Annotated in this window: 18 protein-coding genes; 8 read left to right on the forward strand and 10 right to left on the reverse strand. The window is 72.7% G+C overall.

Features of this window, described 5'->3' with window-relative positions; genetic code table 11:
• Positions 1-2: 2 nt before the first annotated feature.
• The 3 genes from OG392_RS18175 to pdhA form a co-directional block, all read right to left on the reverse strand.
• Positions 3-1,418: a dihydrolipoamide acetyltransferase family protein gene (locus OG392_RS18175; RefSeq protein ID WP_329280660.1), complete on the reverse strand. Its 1,416-nt coding sequence runs from the start codon at positions 1,416-1,418 to the stop codon at positions 3-5.
• Positions 1,418-2,383 carry an alpha-ketoacid dehydrogenase subunit beta gene (locus OG392_RS18180; protein WP_329287345.1) on the reverse strand — a complete coding sequence of 322 codons (966 nt, stop codon included), beginning with the start codon at positions 2,381-2,383 and terminating at the stop codon, positions 1,418-1,420. The genes OG392_RS18175 and OG392_RS18180 overlap by 1 nt, the downstream gene beginning before the upstream one ends.
• A gap of 86 nt (positions 2,384-2,469) precedes the next feature.
• Positions 2,470-3,630, reverse strand: a complete 1,161-nt coding sequence (gene pdhA / locus OG392_RS18185; RefSeq protein WP_329280662.1) for a pyruvate dehydrogenase (acetyl-transferring) E1 component subunit alpha — start codon at positions 3,628-3,630, stop codon at positions 2,470-2,472.
• A gap of 177 nt (positions 3,631-3,807) precedes the next feature.
• Between pdhA and OG392_RS18190 the strand changes: the two genes are divergently transcribed.
• Positions 3,808-4,410, forward strand: coding sequence for an Lrp/AsnC family transcriptional regulator (locus OG392_RS18190; protein WP_329280664.1), 603 nt, complete (start codon positions 3,808-3,810; stop codon positions 4,408-4,410).
• A gap of 133 nt (positions 4,411-4,543) precedes the next feature.
• Here the strand turns inward: OG392_RS18190 and OG392_RS18195 are convergent, their stop codons facing one another.
• Together OG392_RS18195 and OG392_RS18200 are read right to left on the reverse strand one after the other, a co-directional pair.
• Positions 4,544-5,158: a TetR/AcrR family transcriptional regulator gene (locus OG392_RS18195; RefSeq protein ID WP_329280666.1), complete on the reverse strand. Its 615-nt coding sequence runs from the start codon at positions 5,156-5,158 to the stop codon at positions 4,544-4,546.
• Entirely contained in the window at positions 5,155-6,762 is a 1,608-nt protein-coding gene (locus OG392_RS18200) for a 3-hydroxyacyl-CoA dehydrogenase (RefSeq protein ID WP_329280668.1), read from the reverse strand. Before OG392_RS18200 ends, OG392_RS18195 begins: the two co-directional genes overlap by 4 nt.
• A 124-nt stretch (positions 6,763-6,886) precedes the next feature.
• Here OG392_RS18200 and paaN point away from each other — a divergent pair, with 124 nt between their 5' ends.
• Complete coding sequence (gene paaN, locus OG392_RS18205) at positions 6,887-8,584, forward strand: phenylacetic acid degradation protein PaaN (RefSeq protein WP_329280671.1); 1,698 nt, start codon at positions 6,887-6,889, stop codon at positions 8,582-8,584.
• Between the two features lie 118 nt (positions 8,585-8,702).
• On the opposite strand, the gene OG392_RS18210 is transcribed toward paaN, so the two are convergent.
• The 3 genes from OG392_RS18210 to OG392_RS18220 are packed head-to-tail and all read right to left on the reverse strand — an operon-like array spanning position 8,703 to position 11,424.
• The gene (locus tag OG392_RS18210; protein ID WP_329280673.1) at positions 8,703-9,389 is read right to left on the reverse strand and encodes a TrmH family RNA methyltransferase; all 687 of its coding nucleotides are present in this window, start codon (positions 9,387-9,389) and stop codon (positions 8,703-8,705) included.
• Positions 9,386-10,696 (reverse strand): HTTM domain-containing protein, encoded by a 1,311-nt coding sequence (locus OG392_RS18215; RefSeq protein WP_443054807.1) that lies wholly within the window; start codon positions 10,694-10,696, stop codon positions 9,386-9,388. Before OG392_RS18215 ends, OG392_RS18210 begins: the two co-directional genes overlap by 4 nt.
• Complete coding sequence (locus OG392_RS18220; RefSeq protein WP_329280675.1) at positions 10,693-11,424, reverse strand: DUF5819 family protein; 732 nt, start codon at positions 11,422-11,424, stop codon at positions 10,693-10,695. The genes OG392_RS18215 and OG392_RS18220 overlap by 4 nt, the downstream gene beginning before the upstream one ends.
• 112 nt (positions 11,425-11,536) lie before the next feature.
• On the opposite strand from OG392_RS18220, the gene paaA reads away from it, so the two are divergent.
• From paaA to OG392_RS18250, 6 genes are all read left to right on the forward strand, one after another.
• Positions 11,537-12,589: a 1,2-phenylacetyl-CoA epoxidase subunit PaaA gene (gene paaA / locus OG392_RS18225; RefSeq protein ID WP_329280678.1), complete on the forward strand. Its 1,053-nt coding sequence runs from the start codon at positions 11,537-11,539 to the stop codon at positions 12,587-12,589.
• Complete coding sequence (gene paaB / locus OG392_RS18230; RefSeq protein WP_329280680.1) at positions 12,586-12,873, forward strand: 1,2-phenylacetyl-CoA epoxidase subunit PaaB; 288 nt, start codon at positions 12,586-12,588, stop codon at positions 12,871-12,873. The genes paaA and paaB overlap by 4 nt, the downstream gene beginning before the upstream one ends.
• Positions 12,870-13,610: a 1,2-phenylacetyl-CoA epoxidase subunit PaaC gene (gene paaC / locus OG392_RS18235; RefSeq protein ID WP_329280683.1), complete on the forward strand. Its 741-nt coding sequence runs from the start codon at positions 12,870-12,872 to the stop codon at positions 13,608-13,610. Before paaB ends, paaC begins: the two co-directional genes overlap by 4 nt.
• Positions 13,604-14,101: a 1,2-phenylacetyl-CoA epoxidase subunit PaaD gene (gene paaD / locus OG392_RS18240; RefSeq protein ID WP_329280684.1), complete on the forward strand. Its 498-nt coding sequence runs from the start codon at positions 13,604-13,606 to the stop codon at positions 14,099-14,101. The genes paaC and paaD overlap by 7 nt, the downstream gene beginning before the upstream one ends.
• Positions 14,102-15,205 carry a 2Fe-2S iron-sulfur cluster-binding protein gene (locus OG392_RS18245; protein WP_329280686.1) on the forward strand — a complete coding sequence of 368 codons (1,104 nt, stop codon included), beginning with the start codon at positions 14,102-14,104 and terminating at the stop codon, positions 15,203-15,205.
• A gap of 121 nt (positions 15,206-15,326) precedes the next feature.
• Positions 15,327-16,460, forward strand: a complete 1,134-nt coding sequence (locus OG392_RS18250) for an acyl-CoA dehydrogenase family protein (RefSeq protein WP_329280688.1) — start codon at positions 15,327-15,329, stop codon at positions 16,458-16,460.
• A 59-nt stretch (positions 16,461-16,519) separates the two neighbouring features.
• Here OG392_RS18250 and OG392_RS18255 read toward each other — a convergent pair whose 3' ends face one another.
• Both OG392_RS18255 and OG392_RS18260 read right to left on the reverse strand, forming a co-directional pair.
• Entirely contained in the window at positions 16,520-16,864 is a 345-nt protein-coding gene (locus tag OG392_RS18255) for a rhodanese-like domain-containing protein (protein ID WP_329280691.1), read from the reverse strand.
• A 57-nt stretch (positions 16,865-16,921) separates the two neighbouring features.
• The gene (locus OG392_RS18260) at positions 16,922-17,665 is read right to left on the reverse strand and encodes a hypothetical protein (RefSeq protein WP_106975874.1); all 744 of its coding nucleotides are present in this window, start codon (positions 17,663-17,665) and stop codon (positions 16,922-16,924) included.
• Between the last annotated feature and the right edge of the window lie 98 nt (positions 17,666-17,763).

A 17,763-nucleotide genomic window follows, 5' to 3' on the forward strand; every position in this document is an offset into this window, starting at 1 on the left:
TGTCAGAGCGTGCGGAGCAGGACCGCGGGCTGCTCGACGCAGTCCGCCACGTACCGCAGGAAGCCGCCCGCCGTGCCGCCGTCGCAGACGCGGTGGTCGAAGGTGAGCGAGAGCTGCACCACCTGGCGGACGGCCAGTTCGCCCTGGTGGACCCAGGGCTTGGGAATGATCCTGCCGACGCCGAGCATCGCGGCCTCGGGGTGGTTGATGATCGGCGTGGACCCGTCGACCCCGAACACCCCGTAGTTGTTCAGGGTGAACGTGCCACCCGTCAGATCGGCCGGAGTCAGCGCCGACTCCCGTGCGGCCTCCGTCAGCCGGGCGAACTCCGCCGTCAGCGCCTCGGCCGTCCGGGTCCCCGCGTCCTTGACCACCGGGACGACCAGGCCGCGCGGGGTCTGGGCGGCGAAGCCGAGATGCACGGCCGGCAGCCGGACGATCTCCCGGGCCGCCATGTCCACGGTGGAGTTGAGCTCGGGGAATCGCGCCAGGGCGTGGACGCAGATCCGGGCGAGAAGCGCGAGCAGGGAGATCTTCGGCCCGCCCGCCGCGTTCATCGCCGCCCGCGCGGCCATCAGTTCGGTCGCGTCGGCGTCCACCCAGCAGGTCGCGTCCGGGATCTCCGTACGGCTGCGCGACAGCTTGTCCGCCACGGCGCCCCGGACCCCGCGCAGCGGCACCCGCTCACCGGACGAAGCACCCGCGGCGGAGGGCGCAGGGACGGGCGCGGCGGCCGGTGCGGTCGTCGTCGCGGCGACGGGCCGCTCCAGCGCCGCGATGGCCAGCTCCACGTCGGCCCGCAGGATCAGGCCCTCGGGCCCCGATCCGCGCACCTCGCGCAGATCGAGCCCCCGGTCCCTGGCCAGCTTCCGCACCAGGGGCGAGATGACCGGCACCGGCCCGTCGCCGTGGCCGGCGCCGGGCACGGCGACCGGAGCCGGAGCGGCCACCGGGGCCGCGACCGCGGCTGCGGCGGGTGCGGGTGCGGAGGGCTTCGCCACGGCCTGGCTCTCGTGCCGGACCCGGCGGCGCCGGGCGGCGGGCCCGGCCGTGCCGTAGCCGACGAGCACATTGCCCGAGTACTCGGACGACACGGCGGACTCGGCGGCGGTCCCGCCCACCGTGGGAGCGGCTCCCGGAGCCGCCTCCGCGAGCTCCTCCGGAGCGCCCGTGCCACCCACCGCGACCGTCAGGAGCGGCGCGCCGACGGGCAGCTCGGTGCCCTCCTCGCCGTACCGGGCGGTGACGACGCCGCCGTACGGGCAGGGCACCTCGACCATGGCCTTGGCCGTCTCGACCTCGACGACCGGCTGGTCGATGGCGACGACATCGCCGACAGCGACCAGCCAGCGGACGATCTCCGCCTCGGTGAGTCCCTCACCGAGGTCGGGCAGCTTGAACTCGAGCACCTGCGCCATCAGCTTCCCGCCTCCCACTGCAGTCGCGCCACCGCGTCCAGGACCCGGTCGACTCCCGGCAGATGGTGCCGTTCCAGCATGGGCGGCGGATAGGGGATGTCGAAGCCCGCGACCCGCAGCACCGGCGCCTCCAGGTGGTGGAAGCAGCGCTCGGTCACGCGCGCGGCGATCTCCGCGCCGGGGCCGCCGAAGCCCGTCGACTCGTGGACGACGACCGCGCGGCCGGTGCGCCGCACCGAGGCGCAGACCGTCTCGTCATCGAAGGGGACGAGCGAGCGCAGGTCGACGACCTCCAGGTCCCAGCCCTCCGCCTGCGCGGCCTCCGCCGCCTCCAGGCAGACGGGCACGGAGGGGCCGTAGGTGATGAGCGTGGCACCGGTGCCCCGCCGTCGTACCACGGCCTTGCCGATCGGCTCCACGGCCGCGGGGGACCAGTCGGACTTGGACCAGTAGAGCCGCTTGGGCTCCAGGAAGACCACCGGGTCGTCGGAGGCGATGGCCGCGCGCAGCAGCCCGTAGGCGTCCTCGACGGTGGCCGGGGTGACGACGTGGAGTCCCGGGGTGGCCATGTAGTAGGCCTCGGAGGAGTCGCTGTGGTGCTCGACGCCGCCGATCCCGCCGCCGTACGGCACACGGATGACGATCGGCATCGGCATCGCGCCGCGCGTGCGGTTCCGCATCTTCGCCACGTGGGAGAGCAGCTGCTCGAACGCCGGGTAGGCGAACGCGTCGAACTGCATCTCGACGACCGGCCGCAGGCCGTACATGGCCATGCCGACGGCCGCGCCGAGGATGCCGGCCTCGGCCAGCGGGGTGTCCGTGCAGCGGTCCTCGCCGAACTCCTTCGCGAGGCCGTCGGTGACCCGGAAGACCCCGCCGAGGGTGCCGACGTCCTCGCCCATCACATGGACGGTCGGGTCCTCGGCCATCGCGTCGCGCATGGCGCGCTGGAGCGCCTGCGCCATCGTGGCGGGCTTGGCCTTCCCGGCCCCGCCGCCCTTACCGGCCCCGGCGGTCCTGTCCGCCGTGGATCCGGTCGTCGCCGTCGTCATCACGCCTCACCCTCGGCTTCGAGCTCGGCGCGCAGCTGCGCCGCCTGTTCCCGCAGTTGCGAGGTCTGCTCCGCGTACACGTGCGAGAAGAGGTCCATCGGGTTCAGCACCGGTTCGGCGTTCATCCGCTCGCGCAGCTCCGCTGCCATCGTCTCGGCGGCCTCGGCCGCCGCGCGCCTGCCGTCCTCGTCGAGCAGGCCCCGCTCGGTCAGCTCCCGTTCGAGGATCAGGATCGGGTCGTGCGCCCGCCAGGTCTCGACCTCGCCGGCCGCGCGGTAGCGGGTGGCGTCGTCGGCGTTGGTGTGGGCGTCGATCCGGTACGTGATCGCCTCGACGAGGGTGGGGCCGCCGCCCCGCCGCGCGCGGGCCACGGCCTCGGTGAGGACCTGGTGGACGGCGATCGCGTCGTTGCCGTCGACGAGCCGGCCGGGCATCCCGTATCCGACGGCCTTGTGGGCCAGGGACGGGGCGGCGGTCTGCTTGGCGAGCGGTACGGAGATCGCGAAGCCGTTGTTCTGCACGAGGAAGACCACCGGGGCCTGCCAGACGGCCGCGAAGTTCAGCGCCTCGTGGAAGTCGCCCTCGCTGGTGCCGCCGTCGCCGACCATGGCGAGCGCGACGACGTCGTCGCCCTTGAGCCGGGCGGCGTGGGCGAGGCCCACCGCGTGCGGGAGCTGGGTGGCCAGCGGGGTGGAGAGCGGCGCGATGCGGTGCTCGTGCGGGTCGTACCCGGTGTGCCAGTCGCCGCGCAGCAGCGTCAGGGCCTGTACGGGGTCGAGGCCACGGGCGACCGCGGCCAGGGTGTCGCGGTACGAGGGGAAGAGCCAGTCCCGCTCCTCCAGGGCGAGGGCGGCGGCGATCTCGCACGCCTCCTGGCCGTGGGTGGACGGGTACACGGCGAGCCGGCCCTGCTTGGTGAGGGCGGTGGCCTGCGTGTTGTACCGGCGGCCGCGGATCAGCTCCGCGTAGAGCCGGAGCAGCAGCGCGGGGTCGGCGTCGGCCACGGCGTCCGTGCCGAGCACGCGCAGCGGCTCGGTGTCGGGCAGCAGCGGGGTGGGGTCGGTACGCGGCTGCCACGCCGGCGGCGGGGTGGGCCGGTGGGCGGGAACGGCACCGGGCGGCTCTTGGACTGTCGAACTGCGCTGTTGCAACGAGTCCACCTCCTCGTGGGAGCGGGCATAAGACCCGAAGGCGGGTGGCGCGAGTGTGGCGCGCCTCACCTACCGATTGTTCGGTCGTGGAGGCATTTTGGCTACAGGCACCTGCAGCCTGTGGACAAACGGTTCTCCACAGCCTGGGATGAGTACAGGTCGTCCACCGGAGAGAGGCGGGGGCACATGGCGGATGAACAAATGGCCGTCGACCGGAGCGGGGCTCCGGACGACGACACGGGCGGCGACCCGGGCGGCACGCTCCGCGGGACCGGGAGCGAGGTGCCCGGCGAGGCCCTGAGCGCCCCGATCGGCACCCCGACGGGCGCCCTTCCGGCACGCCCGCTGGACGCGATCGACCGGGACATCCTGCGACTGCTGCAAACGGACGGTCGCGCCTCGGTACGCTCCGTCGCCGAGCGGGTGCACGTCTCCCGGGCCAACGCCTACGCGCGCATCAACCGGCTCATCGACGACGGGGTGATCCGCGGTTTCAGCGCGCGGGTCAACCACGAGCGGGCGGGCCACGGCGCCTCCGCCTACATCACGCTCAAGATCGTCCAGAACTCCTGGCGCACCGTCCGCGAGCAGCTCGGAGCGCTGCCGGGGGCCACGCACATCGCGCTGGTCAGCGGCGATTTCGACGTCCTGCTGCTGGTCCACACACCGGACAACCGGACGCTGCGCGAGCTGGTGCTCACCCGGATCCAGGCGATCCCCGAGGTCCTGTCCACGCGCACCCTGCTGGTGTTCGAGGAGACGGACCTGAACACGGACCCGCACGCGTGAGCCCGCACGCGTGACGACGCGCGCGGAGCCCGCACGCGTGATGATGAGGCGCGCCCCGTGACGACGCGTGCCCCGTGAGGCCGTCAGAGCTCTCCGCGGGGCCGCGGAGAGCCGACGGGGCCGGGCAGCGGTGTCAGCGGGGTCCCACGGGACCCTGGCGGGCCGTGCGCAGCCCGTCGAAGGCCAGATGCGCGACGGTCTCGGCGAGCTGCTCCCGCTCCGCCGTCGCGTCCGGGTGCGGCCGGTACCACTCCACCAGCGAGTTGATCATGCCGAAGAGCAGCCGGGTCGCCAGCCGGATGTCCACATCGGCCCGCAGGTCGCCCTCCTCGGCGGCCGCCTTGAGCAGATCGGCCACCTTGTGGTCGAACTCGCGCCGTCGCTCCATGGCCCACCGCTCGGTGCCGGTGTTGCCGCGCACCCGCAGCAGCAGCGTCACGTACGGCAGCTCCGCGATGAGCACCTCGACCGTGCGGCGCGTGACGTACTCGACCCGCTCGACGGCCCGGCCGCGCCCGGCGTCCGGCTCGTCGAGGATCGCGAAGAGGCCGTCCAGCGCCCGGCTGACCGCCCGCCGCAGCAGCTCCTCCTTGCCGGACACGTGGTGGTAGATCGACGACTTGGAGATCCCGGCCGCCTTGGAGAGGTGCTCCATGGACGTGCCGTCGTAGCCGCGCTCGTTGAAGACCCGCACGGCGACCGACAGCAGCGTCTCGGGGGTGTAGGTGTCGCGCTTGGCGGTGGTCATCGGGAGTCCTCCGCGGCCTCGGCGCAGCCCCGGCGTGCCGTGGCCAGGCTCGGCGCGTACCGGCCCGTGGGGTAGCGGTCGTGCATCGCGTCGAGGAGGTCCCTCACGCGCGCGTGGCCCACGGTCCCGGCCCATTCCAGGGGGCCGGCCGGATAGTTGACGCCGAGCCGCATGGCCGTGTCCACGTCCTCGGCGGTGGCGACCCCCCGGGCGACGGCGTCGGCGGCGAGGTCGGCCAGCATGGCGACCGTACGGCCGACGATCATGCCCGGCACGTCGCCGATCACGGACACCTGCTTGCCGAGCGCCTGGAAGAGGCCGACCGCTTCCGCGAGCGTCTCGTCCGAGGTTCCCTCCCGGGTGGAGAGCACGATCCTGGTCGCGCGCGCGTAGTCGAGCGCCAGGTCGAAGTAGATGATCTCGTCGGTGTCGTACTCGAAGGAGGTCTCGCCGTCGACGAGGCAGAGCCTGCCGCCGCCCGGCAGCAGGATGTACCCGTTGCCGCCCTTGCGCCGGACGGTGATCCCGGCCTCCTCGAAGAGCCCGATCAGCGGCTCCGCGGGCCCGAGGCCGCCCCGTACGGCGATCTTCTCCGGCGCCGGCGCCGGGGCCGCCGTGTGGGGTACGGGCCGCTCGGCGCCCTCCGCGTACGAGAACCAGCCGTGGCCCGTCTTGCGGCCGAGGCGCCCCGACTCCACGAGCCGCCGCTGCGCGAGCGAGGGCGTGAACTTCGGGTCCTGGTGGAAGGACTCCCAGACGGAGCGGGTGACGGCCTCGTTCACGTCCTGGCCGATGAGGTCGGTCAGCTCGAACGGGCCCATCCTGAAGCCGCCGCACTCGCGCAGGGCCGCGTCGATGGTCGCGGGGTCGGCCGCGCCCTCCTCGAAGACCCGGAGCGCCTCCGCGTAGAAGGGGCGGGCGACCCGGTTGACGATGAAACCGGGGGTGTCCGCGCAGCGCACGGGGGTCTTGCCCCAGCCCTTCACCGTCTCGTACGCGCGCGTGGCGACGTCCGGCTCGGTGGCGAAGCCGCTGACGACCTCGACGAGGGGCAGCAGCGGCGCCGGGTTGAAGAAGTGCAGTCCGACGAACCGGCCGGGGACGCGCAGGCCTCCCGCGATGGCGGTGACGGAGAGCGAGGAGGTGTTGGTGGCGAGGACGGTGTCGTCTCCGACGACCTTCTCCAGGTCGGCGAAGAGCTGCTGCTTCACGGGCAGCAGCTCGACGATCGCCTCGACGACGAGCGCCGCGTCCGCGAGCTCCCCGAGGTCCTGGGCGGCGTACAGCCGTCCGCCGGCCGCCTCGCGCGCGGTGGCGTCGAGGCGCCCCTTCTCCACGAGCCGGTCGAGGCGTGCGGTGAGGGCGGACACGGCCTCCTCCGCGCGGCCGGGGGCGCTGTCGTAGAGGCGCACGGAGTGTCCGGCGACCAGCGCGACCTGAGCGATGCCCTGGCCCATGGTGCCGGTGCCGACGACGGCGACGGTGCGGTCCCGACCGACGGGCCCCGGGCCCGTGGCGGCTACGGCTTCGGATGCCTCCACGGCGGCGGCAGGCTCACTGGCGGTCACGTCGTCGCTCCCCCTGACGGTCACGTTGGCGCTCATAGGAGTGATCCTCCCCGATGGGTTTTCCACAGGATCGACAGGCCCCCTTGTCCCGACCGATCGTTCGGTTACTCTAACTCCGTACGTGTCTCCCTGCCCAGCTCGACGAGGAGTTGGTCCACCCATGGCCACCGCTCTGCCGACCACCGACCGACTGGCCGAGAAGCACCGGTCCACGCTCGACCAGGCGCTCGACACCATCCGGACCCGTGCCTACTGGTCGCCGTACCCCGAGCACCCGAAGGCGTACGGGGAGGACGGTTCGCTCGACGCGGCGGCCGGTCTCGCCGCCCACCAGGCCCTGCTCGACACCCGCTTCGAGCTCGACCAGCCCGGCACGGACGGCTGGACCGGCGGCGAGACCTCGCCGTACGGCCCCGAGCTCGGCATCGAGTACCCGCACGCCGACATCGACGTCCTGCTCCCCGCGATGCGCGCGGGTACGGGTGCCTGGCGCGACGCCGGGGCCGAGACCCGCGCCCTGGTCTGCCTGGAGATCCTCGCCCGGATCTCCGCCCGCACCCACGAGTTCGCCCACGCCGTCATGCACACCAGCGGCCAGGCGTTCATGATGGCGTTCCAGGCCGGTGGCCCGCACGCCCAGGACCGCGGCCTGGAGGCCGTGGCGTACGCGTACGCGGAGCAGACGCGCACCCCCTCCGGCCGGGCCGACTGGTCCAAGCCGCAGGGCAAGCGGGACCCCCTGGAGCTGAGCAAGGAGTTCACCCCGGTCGGCCGCGGCATCGCCCTGGTGATCGGCTGCAACACCTTCCCCACGTGGAACGGCTACCCGGGCCTGTTCGCCTCCCTCGCCACCGGCAACCCGGTGCTGGTCAAGCCGCACCCGCGCGCCGTTCTCCCGCTCGCACTGACCGTGCGGGTCGCCCGCGAGGTGCTCGCCGAGTCCGGCTTCGACCCGAACCTGGTCGCGCTCGCCGTCGAGCGTCCGGGCGAGGGCATCGCCAAGACCCTGGCCGTGCGCCCCGAGATCCGGATCATCGACTACACAGGCTCGACCGCCTTCGGCGACTGGCTGGAGGCCAACGCCCGCCAGGCGCAGGTCTACACCGAGAAGGCCGGCGTCAACACGGTGGTGGTCGACTCCACCGACAACTACAAGGGGATGCTCGCCAACCTGGCCTTCTCCCTGTCCCTGTACAGCGGCCAGATGTGCACCACCCCGCAGAACCTGCTGATCCCCCGCGACGGCATCGCCACCGACCAGGGCCCCAAGTCATACGACGAGGTCGTCGCCGACCTCGCCGCGGCCGTCGGCGGTCTGCTCGGTGACGACGCCCGGGCGAACGGTCTGCTGGGCGCCCTGGTCAACCCGGACGTGAAGGCGCGGCTTGAGGCCGCCGCCGACCTCGGCGAGGTGGCGCTCGCCTCCCGCGAGGTCGTCAACCCGGAGTACCCGGACGCCGTGGTCCGCACGCCGGTGGTCGTGAAGCTGGACGGTTCAAAGCCGGACGCCCAGGCCGCGTACTTCTCGGAGTGCTTCGGCCCGGTCTCCTTCGCCGTCTCGGTGGACTCCACCGCCGATGCCCTGGAGCTGCTGCGGCGCACGGTCCGCGAGAAGGGCGCGATGACGGTCGGGGCCTACACGACCTCGGCGGACGTCGAGCGCGCGGTGGAGGAGGTCTGCCTGGAGGAGTCGGCGCAGCTGTCGCTGAACCTCACGGGCGGGGTCTATGTGAACCAGACCGCCGCGTTCTCCGACTTCCACGGCTCCGGCGGCAACCCGGCGGCGAACGCGGCCCTGTGCGACGGCGCCTTCGTCTCCAACCGCTTCCGGGTGGTGGAGGTCCGCCGCCAGGCCTGAGGCACACCCGCGTGGAGGCTCCCAGGGCCTCCGCGCGGCTCCCCGGGCACGGACCTCGCCCACCGGGGGGACCAGGTCGCGGGTCAGGCAAGATCCGGAAGGGACACCCCCTGGCGCGTCAGGGGCCCGGGGGCGTCTCGATCTCCGCGTACCGTTGGACCCACGCGTGCATGGCGATGGCGGCGGCCGCTCCCGCGTTGATCGAGCGGGTCGAGCCGAACTGGGCGATCGAGCAGACCATCCGCACATGGGCGCGGGCCTCCTCGGTGAGTCCCGGGCCCTCCTGCCCGAAGAGCAGCACACAGCGGCGGGGCAGCACGGTCCGCTCCAGCGGTACGGCGCCCGGCAGGTTGTCGATGCCGATGACGGGGATGCCCTCGGCCGCCGCCCACGAGGTCAGCGACTCGGTGTCCGGGTGGTGCCGGACGTGCTGGTAGCGGTCGGTGACCATGGCGCCTCGCCGGTTCCAGCGCCGCCGGCCCACGATGTGGACCTCCTTCGCCAGGAACGCGTTGGCCGTCCGTACCACCGAACCGATGTTGAAGTCGTGGCCCCAGTTCTCCACGGCCACGTGGAAGTCGTGGCGCCGGGTGTCCAGGTCGGCGACCACCGCCTCCCGCGTCCAGTACCGGTAGCGGTCCACGACATTGCGCCGGTCGCCCCCGGCGAGCAGCTCGGGGTCGTACCGCTCGCCCTCGGGCCACGGCTCGGGGTGCGGACCGACGCCGATCTCGGGGCCGAAACCCTCGTCGTACTGGACCGGCTCCGACGCCTCGGGCGCTGCCGTCTCTTCGGTGGTGCTCACCCGACGAGGGTACGGGGACTGTCCTCCTCACCCGTACGGCGCTGCTCGGGCAGCGCCCCGGCGGGTGTCCGGCGCCACAGCCGGTCCCTGCCCCGCGCGGCCAGGGCGCCGAGAGCCACCAGGAACGTCGTCGGCAGGAACACGGCGTCGGCGGAGATCATCGCGAGTGAGAAGACCGGCAGCCCCAGGAGCAGCGCGATCCCGGCGTGCTCCAGCATCATCGCGACGAGCAGGACGTTCTTGACCTTGCGGTGGAAGAGCGTGAACGGGAAGGCGACCTGCACGATGACCGTGCCGTAGGTCAGCAGCATCACCATGACCCCGCTGGCCCCGAGCAGCTCGGAGAGGGCGGGCCAGGGCGTGAAGTAGTCGAGGTGGAGCGGGTAGAACAGCGCGGTGCCGTCCTGCCAGCGCGAGCCCTGGATCTTGTACCAGCCGGCCGTGGCGTAGATCAGACAGACCTCCGCCATGATCACGACGAGGGCGGCGTTGTGCGCGAGGTTCGCCAGGGCGTCGAGCAGCGTGCGCGGCTCCCCGGGCGCGAACCGGGACACCAGCCACCACAGACCGTTCCCCAGCCACAGGACCCAGAGCAGCACCGGCAGCCACCATTCGCCGGTGACCTGGCTGAACCAGGTGGCGGCGAGAAGGAAGCCGCCGAGCACCGTCCACAGGAGGGGACCGACGCGGTCGTGCCGCGGGGGCTCACCGGCGGCCGTGGCACGGGCCTCGCGGGCGGCCCGCCGGGCGTCGAGGGACCACACCTGGGAGCAGCGGGTCAGCACGAGGTAGATCGAAGCGAGGTGGAGGACGTTGTCGCCGCCGTCGCCGACGAAGACGGACCGGTTCTGCAGCGAGAGCACACCGACCATGAAGACCACCGACACGGCGCGGGTGCGCCAGCCGAGCAGGAGCAGCACGGCCGAGAGCACGGCGAGCCCGTAGACGAGCTCGAACCAGAGCCGGCCGTCCGACCACATGAGCACGGTGAAGGACCGGTTGTCGGCGATCAGCCGGCGGGCCATCTCCCAGGACCAGGGGCCGTCGGGGCCGTACAGCTCGTGCCGGAACGGCAGCTCGCGCAGCAGGAAGACCAGCCAGGTCAGCGAGAAGCCGATCCGCACGATCGCGGTCTGGTACGGCCCCAGGGAGCGCCCCGTGACGTTCTGGACGGCGCGGGCGAGCCGGCGGTCGAAGGGCTCGCGGGCCCGGCCACGCGCGGGCGTGGAGGCGGCGGAGGCAGGAGCGGGGGCAGGCGTGGGGCTGGGGGAAGGTGTGGGGCTCGGGCTGGGGCTGGGGGTGCTCATCGGCCCGCCTCCGCGCGGCTTCGGTCGGCCCCGGTGGGCCGGTCGGCGTCGGTGACCGGCCACCACGGGAAGTCGCGGTAGGAGGGCGCCGTGTCGGTCTTCTCGGAGCTCCACCCGGGGGAGCCGACCGCCCGGGTGACGGTGCGCAGCTGGACGCGCTCCACCTGACCGGGCCGGTCCGCGAGGCGCAGCATCGCGATCCGGCGCATGTACTCCTCCGAGAGGCGGCCGCGCATCCCGTTGGGGGTGTGGTCGTCGGAGTGCGAGTTGAGGTAGAAGTCCACGGCCCGCCGGAGCTCGTTCTGCTGGGCGTGGCTGGGCATCGGGTTGTGCCGGATCGCCTCGGTGTCCTGGGCGGTGAGGTCGATCCAGCCGGTGGTGCGGCGGCTGCCGTCGGCGGCGGCGAGTTCGGCCCGGACCTCGACGGAGACGTTCTGCTGGAGCGGGTTGGGCGCGAAGAGCTTCCAGTTCTGTTCGAACTCGGGATAGACCCAGTCGTCGACGGCCTGCCCGTGCCGCTTGGTCAGCGTGTTGGACGGGGCGACGTGCAGGAACACCATCGCCAGATGGACGCCGGCGAGGACGGCGGCGACGGCGAGCGCCACGGCGAGGACGACCTGGTAGGGCATCGACAGGGCCATGATCCCGGCCCCCGCGCGGTCCGCCGCGGGCGACGCGTCGGGGCCGTCGTCCACGTCAGCGGCGCCCTTTTCGACGTACGCGTCCATCCCGCCCCGATCCCGATCGGCCCACCTCGGTTATCCACAGGGTTGACACCATACGGGCCGCCGACTCACCATTGAAGTCATTCAACCGAACGATCGGTCGGTAGGGAGTCCGATGACCGCAGTGACGGCAGGGACGGCAGAGACCACGGGCGCGCCCGGCGTGTCGGATGCGGCCGTGGCGGCGGAGCAGGCCGCCTACGAGGCCGTGTTCGACGCCGCAGTGGCCGCCGACGAGCGGATCGAGCCGCGCGACTGGATGCCCGAGGCCTATCGCGCCTCGCTCGTCCGGCAGATCGCGCAGCACGCCCACTCCGAGATCATCGGCATGCAGCCGGAAGCCAACTGGATCACCCGCGCGCCCTCGCTGCGGCGCAAGGCGATCCTCATGGCCAAGGTCCAGGACGAGGCCGGCCACGGCCTGTACCTGTACAGCGCGGCCGAGACCCTCGGCACCAGCCGCGACGAGCTGCTCGACAAGCTCCACTCGGGCCGCCAGAAGTACTCCTCGATCTTCAACTACCCCACGCTGACCTGGGCCGACGTCGGCGCGATCGGCTGGCTGGTGGACGGCGCCGCGATCACCAACCAGGTCCCGCTGTGCCGCTGCTCCTACGGGCCGTACGCCCGCGCGATGGTCAGGGTCTGCAAGGAGGAGTCCTTCCACCAGCGCCAGGGGTACGAGGCGCTGCTCGCCCTCTCCCGCGGCACCGAGGCCCAGCACGCCATGGCGCAGGACGCCGTGGACCGCTGGTGGTGGCCCTCGCTGATGATGTTCGGCCCGCCGGACGACGAGTCCACCCACACCGCGCAGGCGATGACCTGGAAGATCAAGCGGCACACCAACGACGAGCTGCGCCAGCGCTTCGTCGACATCGCCGTGCCCCAGGCCGAGGCCCTCGGACTCGCCCTCCCCGACCCCGACCTCCGGTGGAACGAGGAGCGCGGGCACTACGACTTCGGCGCCATCGACTGGGCCGAGTTCTGGGACGTCCTCAAGGGCAACGGCCCCTGCAACGACCAGCGGCTGAGCCGTCGGCGCCAGGCCCACGAGGACGGCGCCTGGGTCAGAGAGGCCGCGGCGGCCCACGCCGAGAAGCACCGCGTGGACAAGCACCACGCCGAGCAGCACCAGCACACCGGCAAGCACGGGGAGGCACAGGCATGACGAGCGACGGTTGGCCGCTGTGGGAGGTGTTCGTGCGCTCCCGCCGCGGGCTGTCCCACACCCACGCGGGCAGTCTCCACGCACCCGACGCGGAGATGGCCCTGCGCAACGCCCGTGACCTGTACACCCGCAGGAGCGAGGGCGTGTCGATCTGGGTCGTGCCCTCCGCGGAGATCACCGCCTCCTCGCCCGACGAGAAGGACCCCTTCTTCGAGTCGGCCGCGGACAAGCCCTACCGCCACCCGACGTTCTACGAGATCCCGGAGGGGGTGAAGCACCTGTGAGCACCACCCCGGCCACCAGCGGGGCCGCCGCGCTCACCGGCGCCGCCCTCGCCCTCGGCGACGACGCCCTCGTCCTCTCCCACCGTCTGGGGGAGTGGGCGGGCTCCGCCCCCGTCCTGGAGGAGGAGGTGGCCCTGGCCAACATCGCGCTCGACCTCCTCGGCCAGGCCCGCGTCCTGCTCTCCCTCGTCGGCGACGAGGACGAACTGGCGTACCTCCGCGAGGAGCGCTCCTTCCGGAACGCCCAGCTGGTCGAACAGCCGAACGGCGACTTCGCCCACACCATCGCCCGGCAGCTCTACTTCTCCACCTACCAGCGCCTGCTGTACGCGGAGCTGGCCTCCGGCGACGGACCCTTCACCGGCCTCGCGGCCAAGGCCGTCAAGGAGGTCGCCTACCACCAGGACCACGCGGAGCACTGGACGCTGCGCCTCGGTGACGGCACCGACGAGAGCCACCGCCGCATGCAGCGGGCCTGCGACGCCCTCTGGCGGTACACGGGCGAGCTGTTCCAGCCCGTCGAGGGACTCGACGTGGACCACGCGGCCATGGAGAGCGCCTGGCTGGCCTCGGTGACCGATGTCCTCGGCAGGGCCACGCTCACCGTGCCCGAGGGGCCGCGCACCGGCGCCTGGGCCGCGGGCGCCGGCCGCCAGGGTCTGCACACCGAGTCCTTCGGTCGGATGATCGCCGAGATGCAGCACCTGCACCGCAGCCACCCGGGGGCGACATGGTGACCATGACGGCCCTCGAGGAGGAGCTGAGCCGGATCGCCGGCGCCGTCCTCGACCCCGAGCTGCCCGTCCTCACCCTGGCGGAGCTCGGTGTCCTGCGCGGCGTCCACGTCACGGGACCCGGCCGGGTCGAGGTCGCTCTCACCCCGACGTACACGGGCTGCCCCGCCGTCGAGACCATGTCCTCGGACATCGAGCGCGCGCTCCACGAGCACGGAGTCGCCGACGTCTCCGTCGTCACGGTCCTCGCGCCCGCCTGGTCCACCGACGACATCAGCGAGGAAGGACGGCGCAAGCTCGCCGAGTTCGGCGTCGCACCGCCCCGGCCCCAGGGCCCGGCCGGCGGCCCGATCCCGCTGACCCTGGCGATCCGCTGCCCGAACTGCGGCTCCACCGACACCGAACTCCTCAGCCGCTTCTCCTCCACCGCGTGCAAGGCCCTGCGCCGCTGCACCGCCTGCCGCGAACCGTTCGACCACTTCAAGGAGCTGTAGATGGAGTCCTCAGGCGTGGGCGCCCGGGCCGGCGGACGGGCCGGGTTCCATCCCCTCAGGGTGAGCGAGGTCGAGCGGCTCACGGACGACTCCGTGGCGGTCACCTTCGCGGTCCCGCCCGAGCTCCACGAGACGTACCGGCACCTCCCCGGCCAGCACCTCGCCCTGCGCCGCACCGGCGAGCAGGGGGAGGAGATCCGGCGCACGTACTCGATCTGCGCCCCCGCCACGCCCGTCGGCCAGGTCCCCGTCCTGCGCGTCGGCATCCGGCTCGTCGACGGCGGCGCCTTCTCGACGTACGCCCTCAAGGAGCTGGCCGTCGGCGACCTGGTCGAGGTCATGGAACCGATGGGCCGCTTCTCGCTCGCCCCCCGCCCCGGCCACTTCGCGGCCGTCGTCGGCGGCAGCGGCATCACCCCCGTCCTGTCGATCGCGGCCACCCTGCTCGCCCGTGAGGCCGAGGCCCGGTTCTGCCTGATCCGCAGCGACCGCACCGCCGCGTCCACGATGTTCCTCGACGAGGTCGCCGACCTGAAGGACCGCTACCCCGACCGCTTCCAGCTGGTCACCGTCCTCTCCCGGGAGGAACAGCAGGCGGGTCTGCCGTCCGGCCGGCTCGACCGCGAGCGGCTCGCCACGCTCCTGCCCTCGCTGCTGCCCGTCGAGACCATCGACGGCTGGTTCCTCTGCGGCCCCTTCGGACTCGTCCAGGGAGCCGAACAGGCCCTGCGCGGCCTCGGGGTCGACCGCGGCCGGATCCACCAGGAGATCTTCCACGTCGACGACGGCTCCGCGCCCACCCCGGTCCCCACCGCCGAGACCCCCGCGCACGCCACCCTGACCGCGACCCTGCACGGCCGGTCCGGCACCTGGCCGGTCGACCGCGGCGAGAGCCTCCTCGACACGGTGCTCCGCTCCCGCGCCGACGCGCCGTACGCCTGCAAGGGCGGAGTGTGCGGCACCTGCCGTGCCTTCCTCGTCGGCGGAGAGGTGCGGATGGACCGCAACTTCGCGCTGGAACCGGAGGAGACCGAAGCCGGATACGTGCTGGCCTGTCAGTCCCACCCGGTCACCCCGGACGTGGAGCTGGACTTCGACCGCTGACCCGAGAGGAACCGGCGCCGCACCCCGACCCAAGTGCGGCGCCGCCATTCCCTTCCACTAGAACCTGTTCTATCTTGACGATCCGTCAGGACCAACAGGGACACAACGGGAGGGCAGGGCAGTGGACTTCACCTTCACCGAAGAGCAGCAGGCGGCCGTCGAGGCCGCCAAGGCGGTCTTCTCCGGCGTCACGCCCGACGCCGTACCGAGCCCCGCCCTCACCCCGGGCGCCGTGTCCGAGGACCTCGACCGACCGCTCTGGTCCCGCCTCGCCACCGCCGACCTCCTCGGCCTCGTGGTGTCCCAGGAGCACGGCGGCGGCGGACTCGACCCCGTCGCCCTCTGCCTCGTCCTGCGCGAATCGGCCCGCGTCCTGGCCCGCGTCCCCCTCCTGGAGACCAGCGCCGTCGCCATGACCGTCGAGCGGTACGCACCCCCGAAGACGGCCGCCGCCCTGCTCCCCCGCGTGAGCCGCGGCGAACTCGTCCTCACCGCGGCCTCCCAGGGACGCACCGGCCACGACCCCGCCGAACGCGCCGTCACCGCACACCGCGACGGCACCGACTGGATCCTCGACGGCCTGCAGACCGCCGTCCCCTGGGCCCACGGCGCCGACCTCATCGCCGTACCCGCGCACACCCCCGACGGCGCCACCGTCCTCGCCCTGCTGCCCCGCGCGCACGACGGACTGGCCCTCACCGCGCAGTACTCCACCAGTGGCGAACTCCTCGCGGAACTACGGCTCGACGCCGTCCGCCTCGACAGCGCCGACGTCATCGACGCCGAAGGCGCCTGGGGCCTGCTGCGCGGACTCCTCACCACCGGCACCTGCGCGCTCGCCCTCGGCCTCGGTGAGGCCGTCCTCACCATGACGAGCCAGTACACCGGAAAACGCGAACAGTTCGGCCACCCCGTCGCCACCTTCCAGGCCGTCGCCGTCCAGACCGCCGACCGCTACATCGACCTGCGCGCCATGGAGGTCACCCTCTGGCAGGCGGCGTGGCGGCTCTCCAGCGGAGCCGAAGGGGCGCTGCCCGCCGAAGGAGACATCGCCGTCGCGAAGATCTGGGCCTCCGAAGGCGTACGACGGGTGGTGCAGACCGCTCAGCATCTGCATGGCGGCTTCGGCGCCGACACCGACTACCCGCTGCACCGCTTCCACGCCTGGGCCAAGCATCTGGAACTGTCGCTCGGCCCCGCCGCGGCTCACGAGGACGCCCTGGGCGACCTCCTGGCCGCCCACCCCCTCGACTGAGACCCGCCGGAGCGGTCCGAGGCCGAGAGAGCCCGGGAAGGTCAGAGAACCCGGGAAGGTCAGAGAACGAAGGCCGGGTTCCCGGTGCCCGTCACCATCGGGCGCCCGGCGCCGTCCCAGGCGAGCATGCCGCCGTCGACGTTCACCGCGTCGAAGCCCTGCTGCACCAGGTACTGGGTGACCTGCGCCGACCGGCCACCCACCCGGCACATCACATAGGCGCGACCACGCTCGGCCACCGCCTCGGTCACCTCACCGAAGCGGCCCACGAAGTCGCTCATCGGCACGTGCAGCGCACCCTCGACATGCCCGGCCGCCCACTCGTCGTCCTCCCTGACGTCCAGCACCAGGGCATCCGCCGGCACGGAAGCCGCGTCCACCGAGGGCAGAGGGGAGAAATTCATGGGACCGGCCTTCTCTCGATCAGTACCGCCCGAAGGGTGTCGAGCGCACGGAAAAACCTACTGCACCAGCCCGGCCAGCTCGCTCTCCCGCTCGGATACCTGCGCGAGCAGCTGCTCCGCGATCTCCTCCAGGAGACGGTCCGGGTCCTCCGGCGCCATCCGCAGCATCGCGCCGATGGCGCTCTCCTCCAGCTCGCGCGCCAGCGTCGACAGCATGTCCTTGCGCTGCGCCAGCCATTCGAGGCGCGCGTACAGCTCCTCGCTCTCGCTGAGCCGCTCCTCGGCCGGCACGGGACCGGCCTCCCACTCGGCGGACAGCTCACGGAGGACGGCCTCGTCCCCGCGGGCGTAGGCGGCGTTCACCCGGGTGATGAACTCCTCGCGCCGCTTCCGCTCGTCCTCCTCGCGCGCCAGGTCGGGGTGGGCCTTACGGGCCAGCTCCCGGTAGAGCCTGCGGACCTCCTCGTTGGGGCGGACCCGCTTGGGCGGCCGCACCGGACGGTCGGTGAGCATGGCCTCGGCCTCGGGGGAGAAGCCGTCGGAATCGATCCAGTCGTGGAACAGCTCGTCCACCCCGGGCATCGGCATGACCGCGGCCCGCGCCTCCTGGGCACGCCGCAGATCCTCCGGGTCACCGGTCCGCGCCGCCCGTGCCTCGGCGATCCGGGCATCGAGTTCGTCGAGCCGCGCGTACATCGGTCCGAGCTTCTGGTGGTGGAGCCGCGAGAAGTTGTCCACCTCGACACGGAAGGTCTCGACGGCGATCTCGAACTCGATCAACGCCTGCTCGGCCACCCGCACGGCCCGCTCGAGCCGCGCCTCGGGCCGCTCGTCCCGGGGCGCCTCGCCCGCGAGCGGCTCGTCCCGGCCCGGCTCCTGCTGCGACGGCTCGCTCGGCG

This window comes from Streptomyces sp. NBC_00691 (assembly GCF_036226665.1).
Lineage (GTDB): Bacteria > Actinomycetota > Actinomycetes > Streptomycetales > Streptomycetaceae > Streptomyces.

Bases quoted from the DNA above. Each gene is read 5' to 3' on its own strand.
- OG392_RS18175 (WP_329280660.1), bottom strand. From the start codon at position 1,418: ATGGCGCAGGTGCTCGAGTTCAAGCTGCCCGACCTCGGTGAGGGACTC.
- OG392_RS18180 (WP_329287345.1), bottom strand. From the start codon at position 2,383: ATGGCGCAGGCGCTCCAGCGCGCCATGCGCGACGCGATGGCCGAGGAC.
- OG392_RS18190 (WP_329280664.1), top strand. From the start codon at position 3,808: ATGGCGGATGAACAAATGGCCGTCGACCGGAGCGGGGCTCCGGACGAC.
- OG392_RS18195 (WP_329280666.1), bottom strand. From the start codon at position 5,158: ATGACCACCGCCAAGCGCGACACCTACACCCCCGAGACGCTGCTGTCG.
- OG392_RS18200 (WP_329280668.1), bottom strand. From the start codon at position 6,762: ATGAGCGCCAACGTGACCGTCAGGGGGAGCGACGACGTGACCGCCAGT.
- paaN (WP_329280671.1), top strand. From the start codon at position 6,887: ATGGCCACCGCTCTGCCGACCACCGACCGACTGGCCGAGAAGCACCGG.
- OG392_RS18215 (WP_443054807.1), bottom strand. From the start codon at position 10,696: ATGAGCACCCCCAGCCCCAGCCCGAGCCCCACACCTTCCCCCAGCCCC.
- OG392_RS18220 (WP_329280675.1), bottom strand. From the start codon at position 11,424: ATGGACGCGTACGTCGAAAAGGGCGCCGCTGACGTGGACGACGGCCCC.
- paaA (WP_329280678.1), top strand. From the start codon at position 11,537: ATGACCGCAGTGACGGCAGGGACGGCAGAGACCACGGGCGCGCCCGGC.
- paaB (WP_329280680.1), top strand. From the start codon at position 12,586: ATGACGAGCGACGGTTGGCCGCTGTGGGAGGTGTTCGTGCGCTCCCGC.
- paaD (WP_329280684.1), top strand. From the start codon at position 13,604: ATGGTGACCATGACGGCCCTCGAGGAGGAGCTGAGCCGGATCGCCGGC.
- OG392_RS18245 (WP_329280686.1), top strand. From the start codon at position 14,102: ATGGAGTCCTCAGGCGTGGGCGCCCGGGCCGGCGGACGGGCCGGGTTC.
- OG392_RS18255 (WP_329280691.1), bottom strand. From the start codon at position 16,864: ATGAATTTCTCCCCTCTGCCCTCGGTGGACGCGGCTTCCGTGCCGGCG.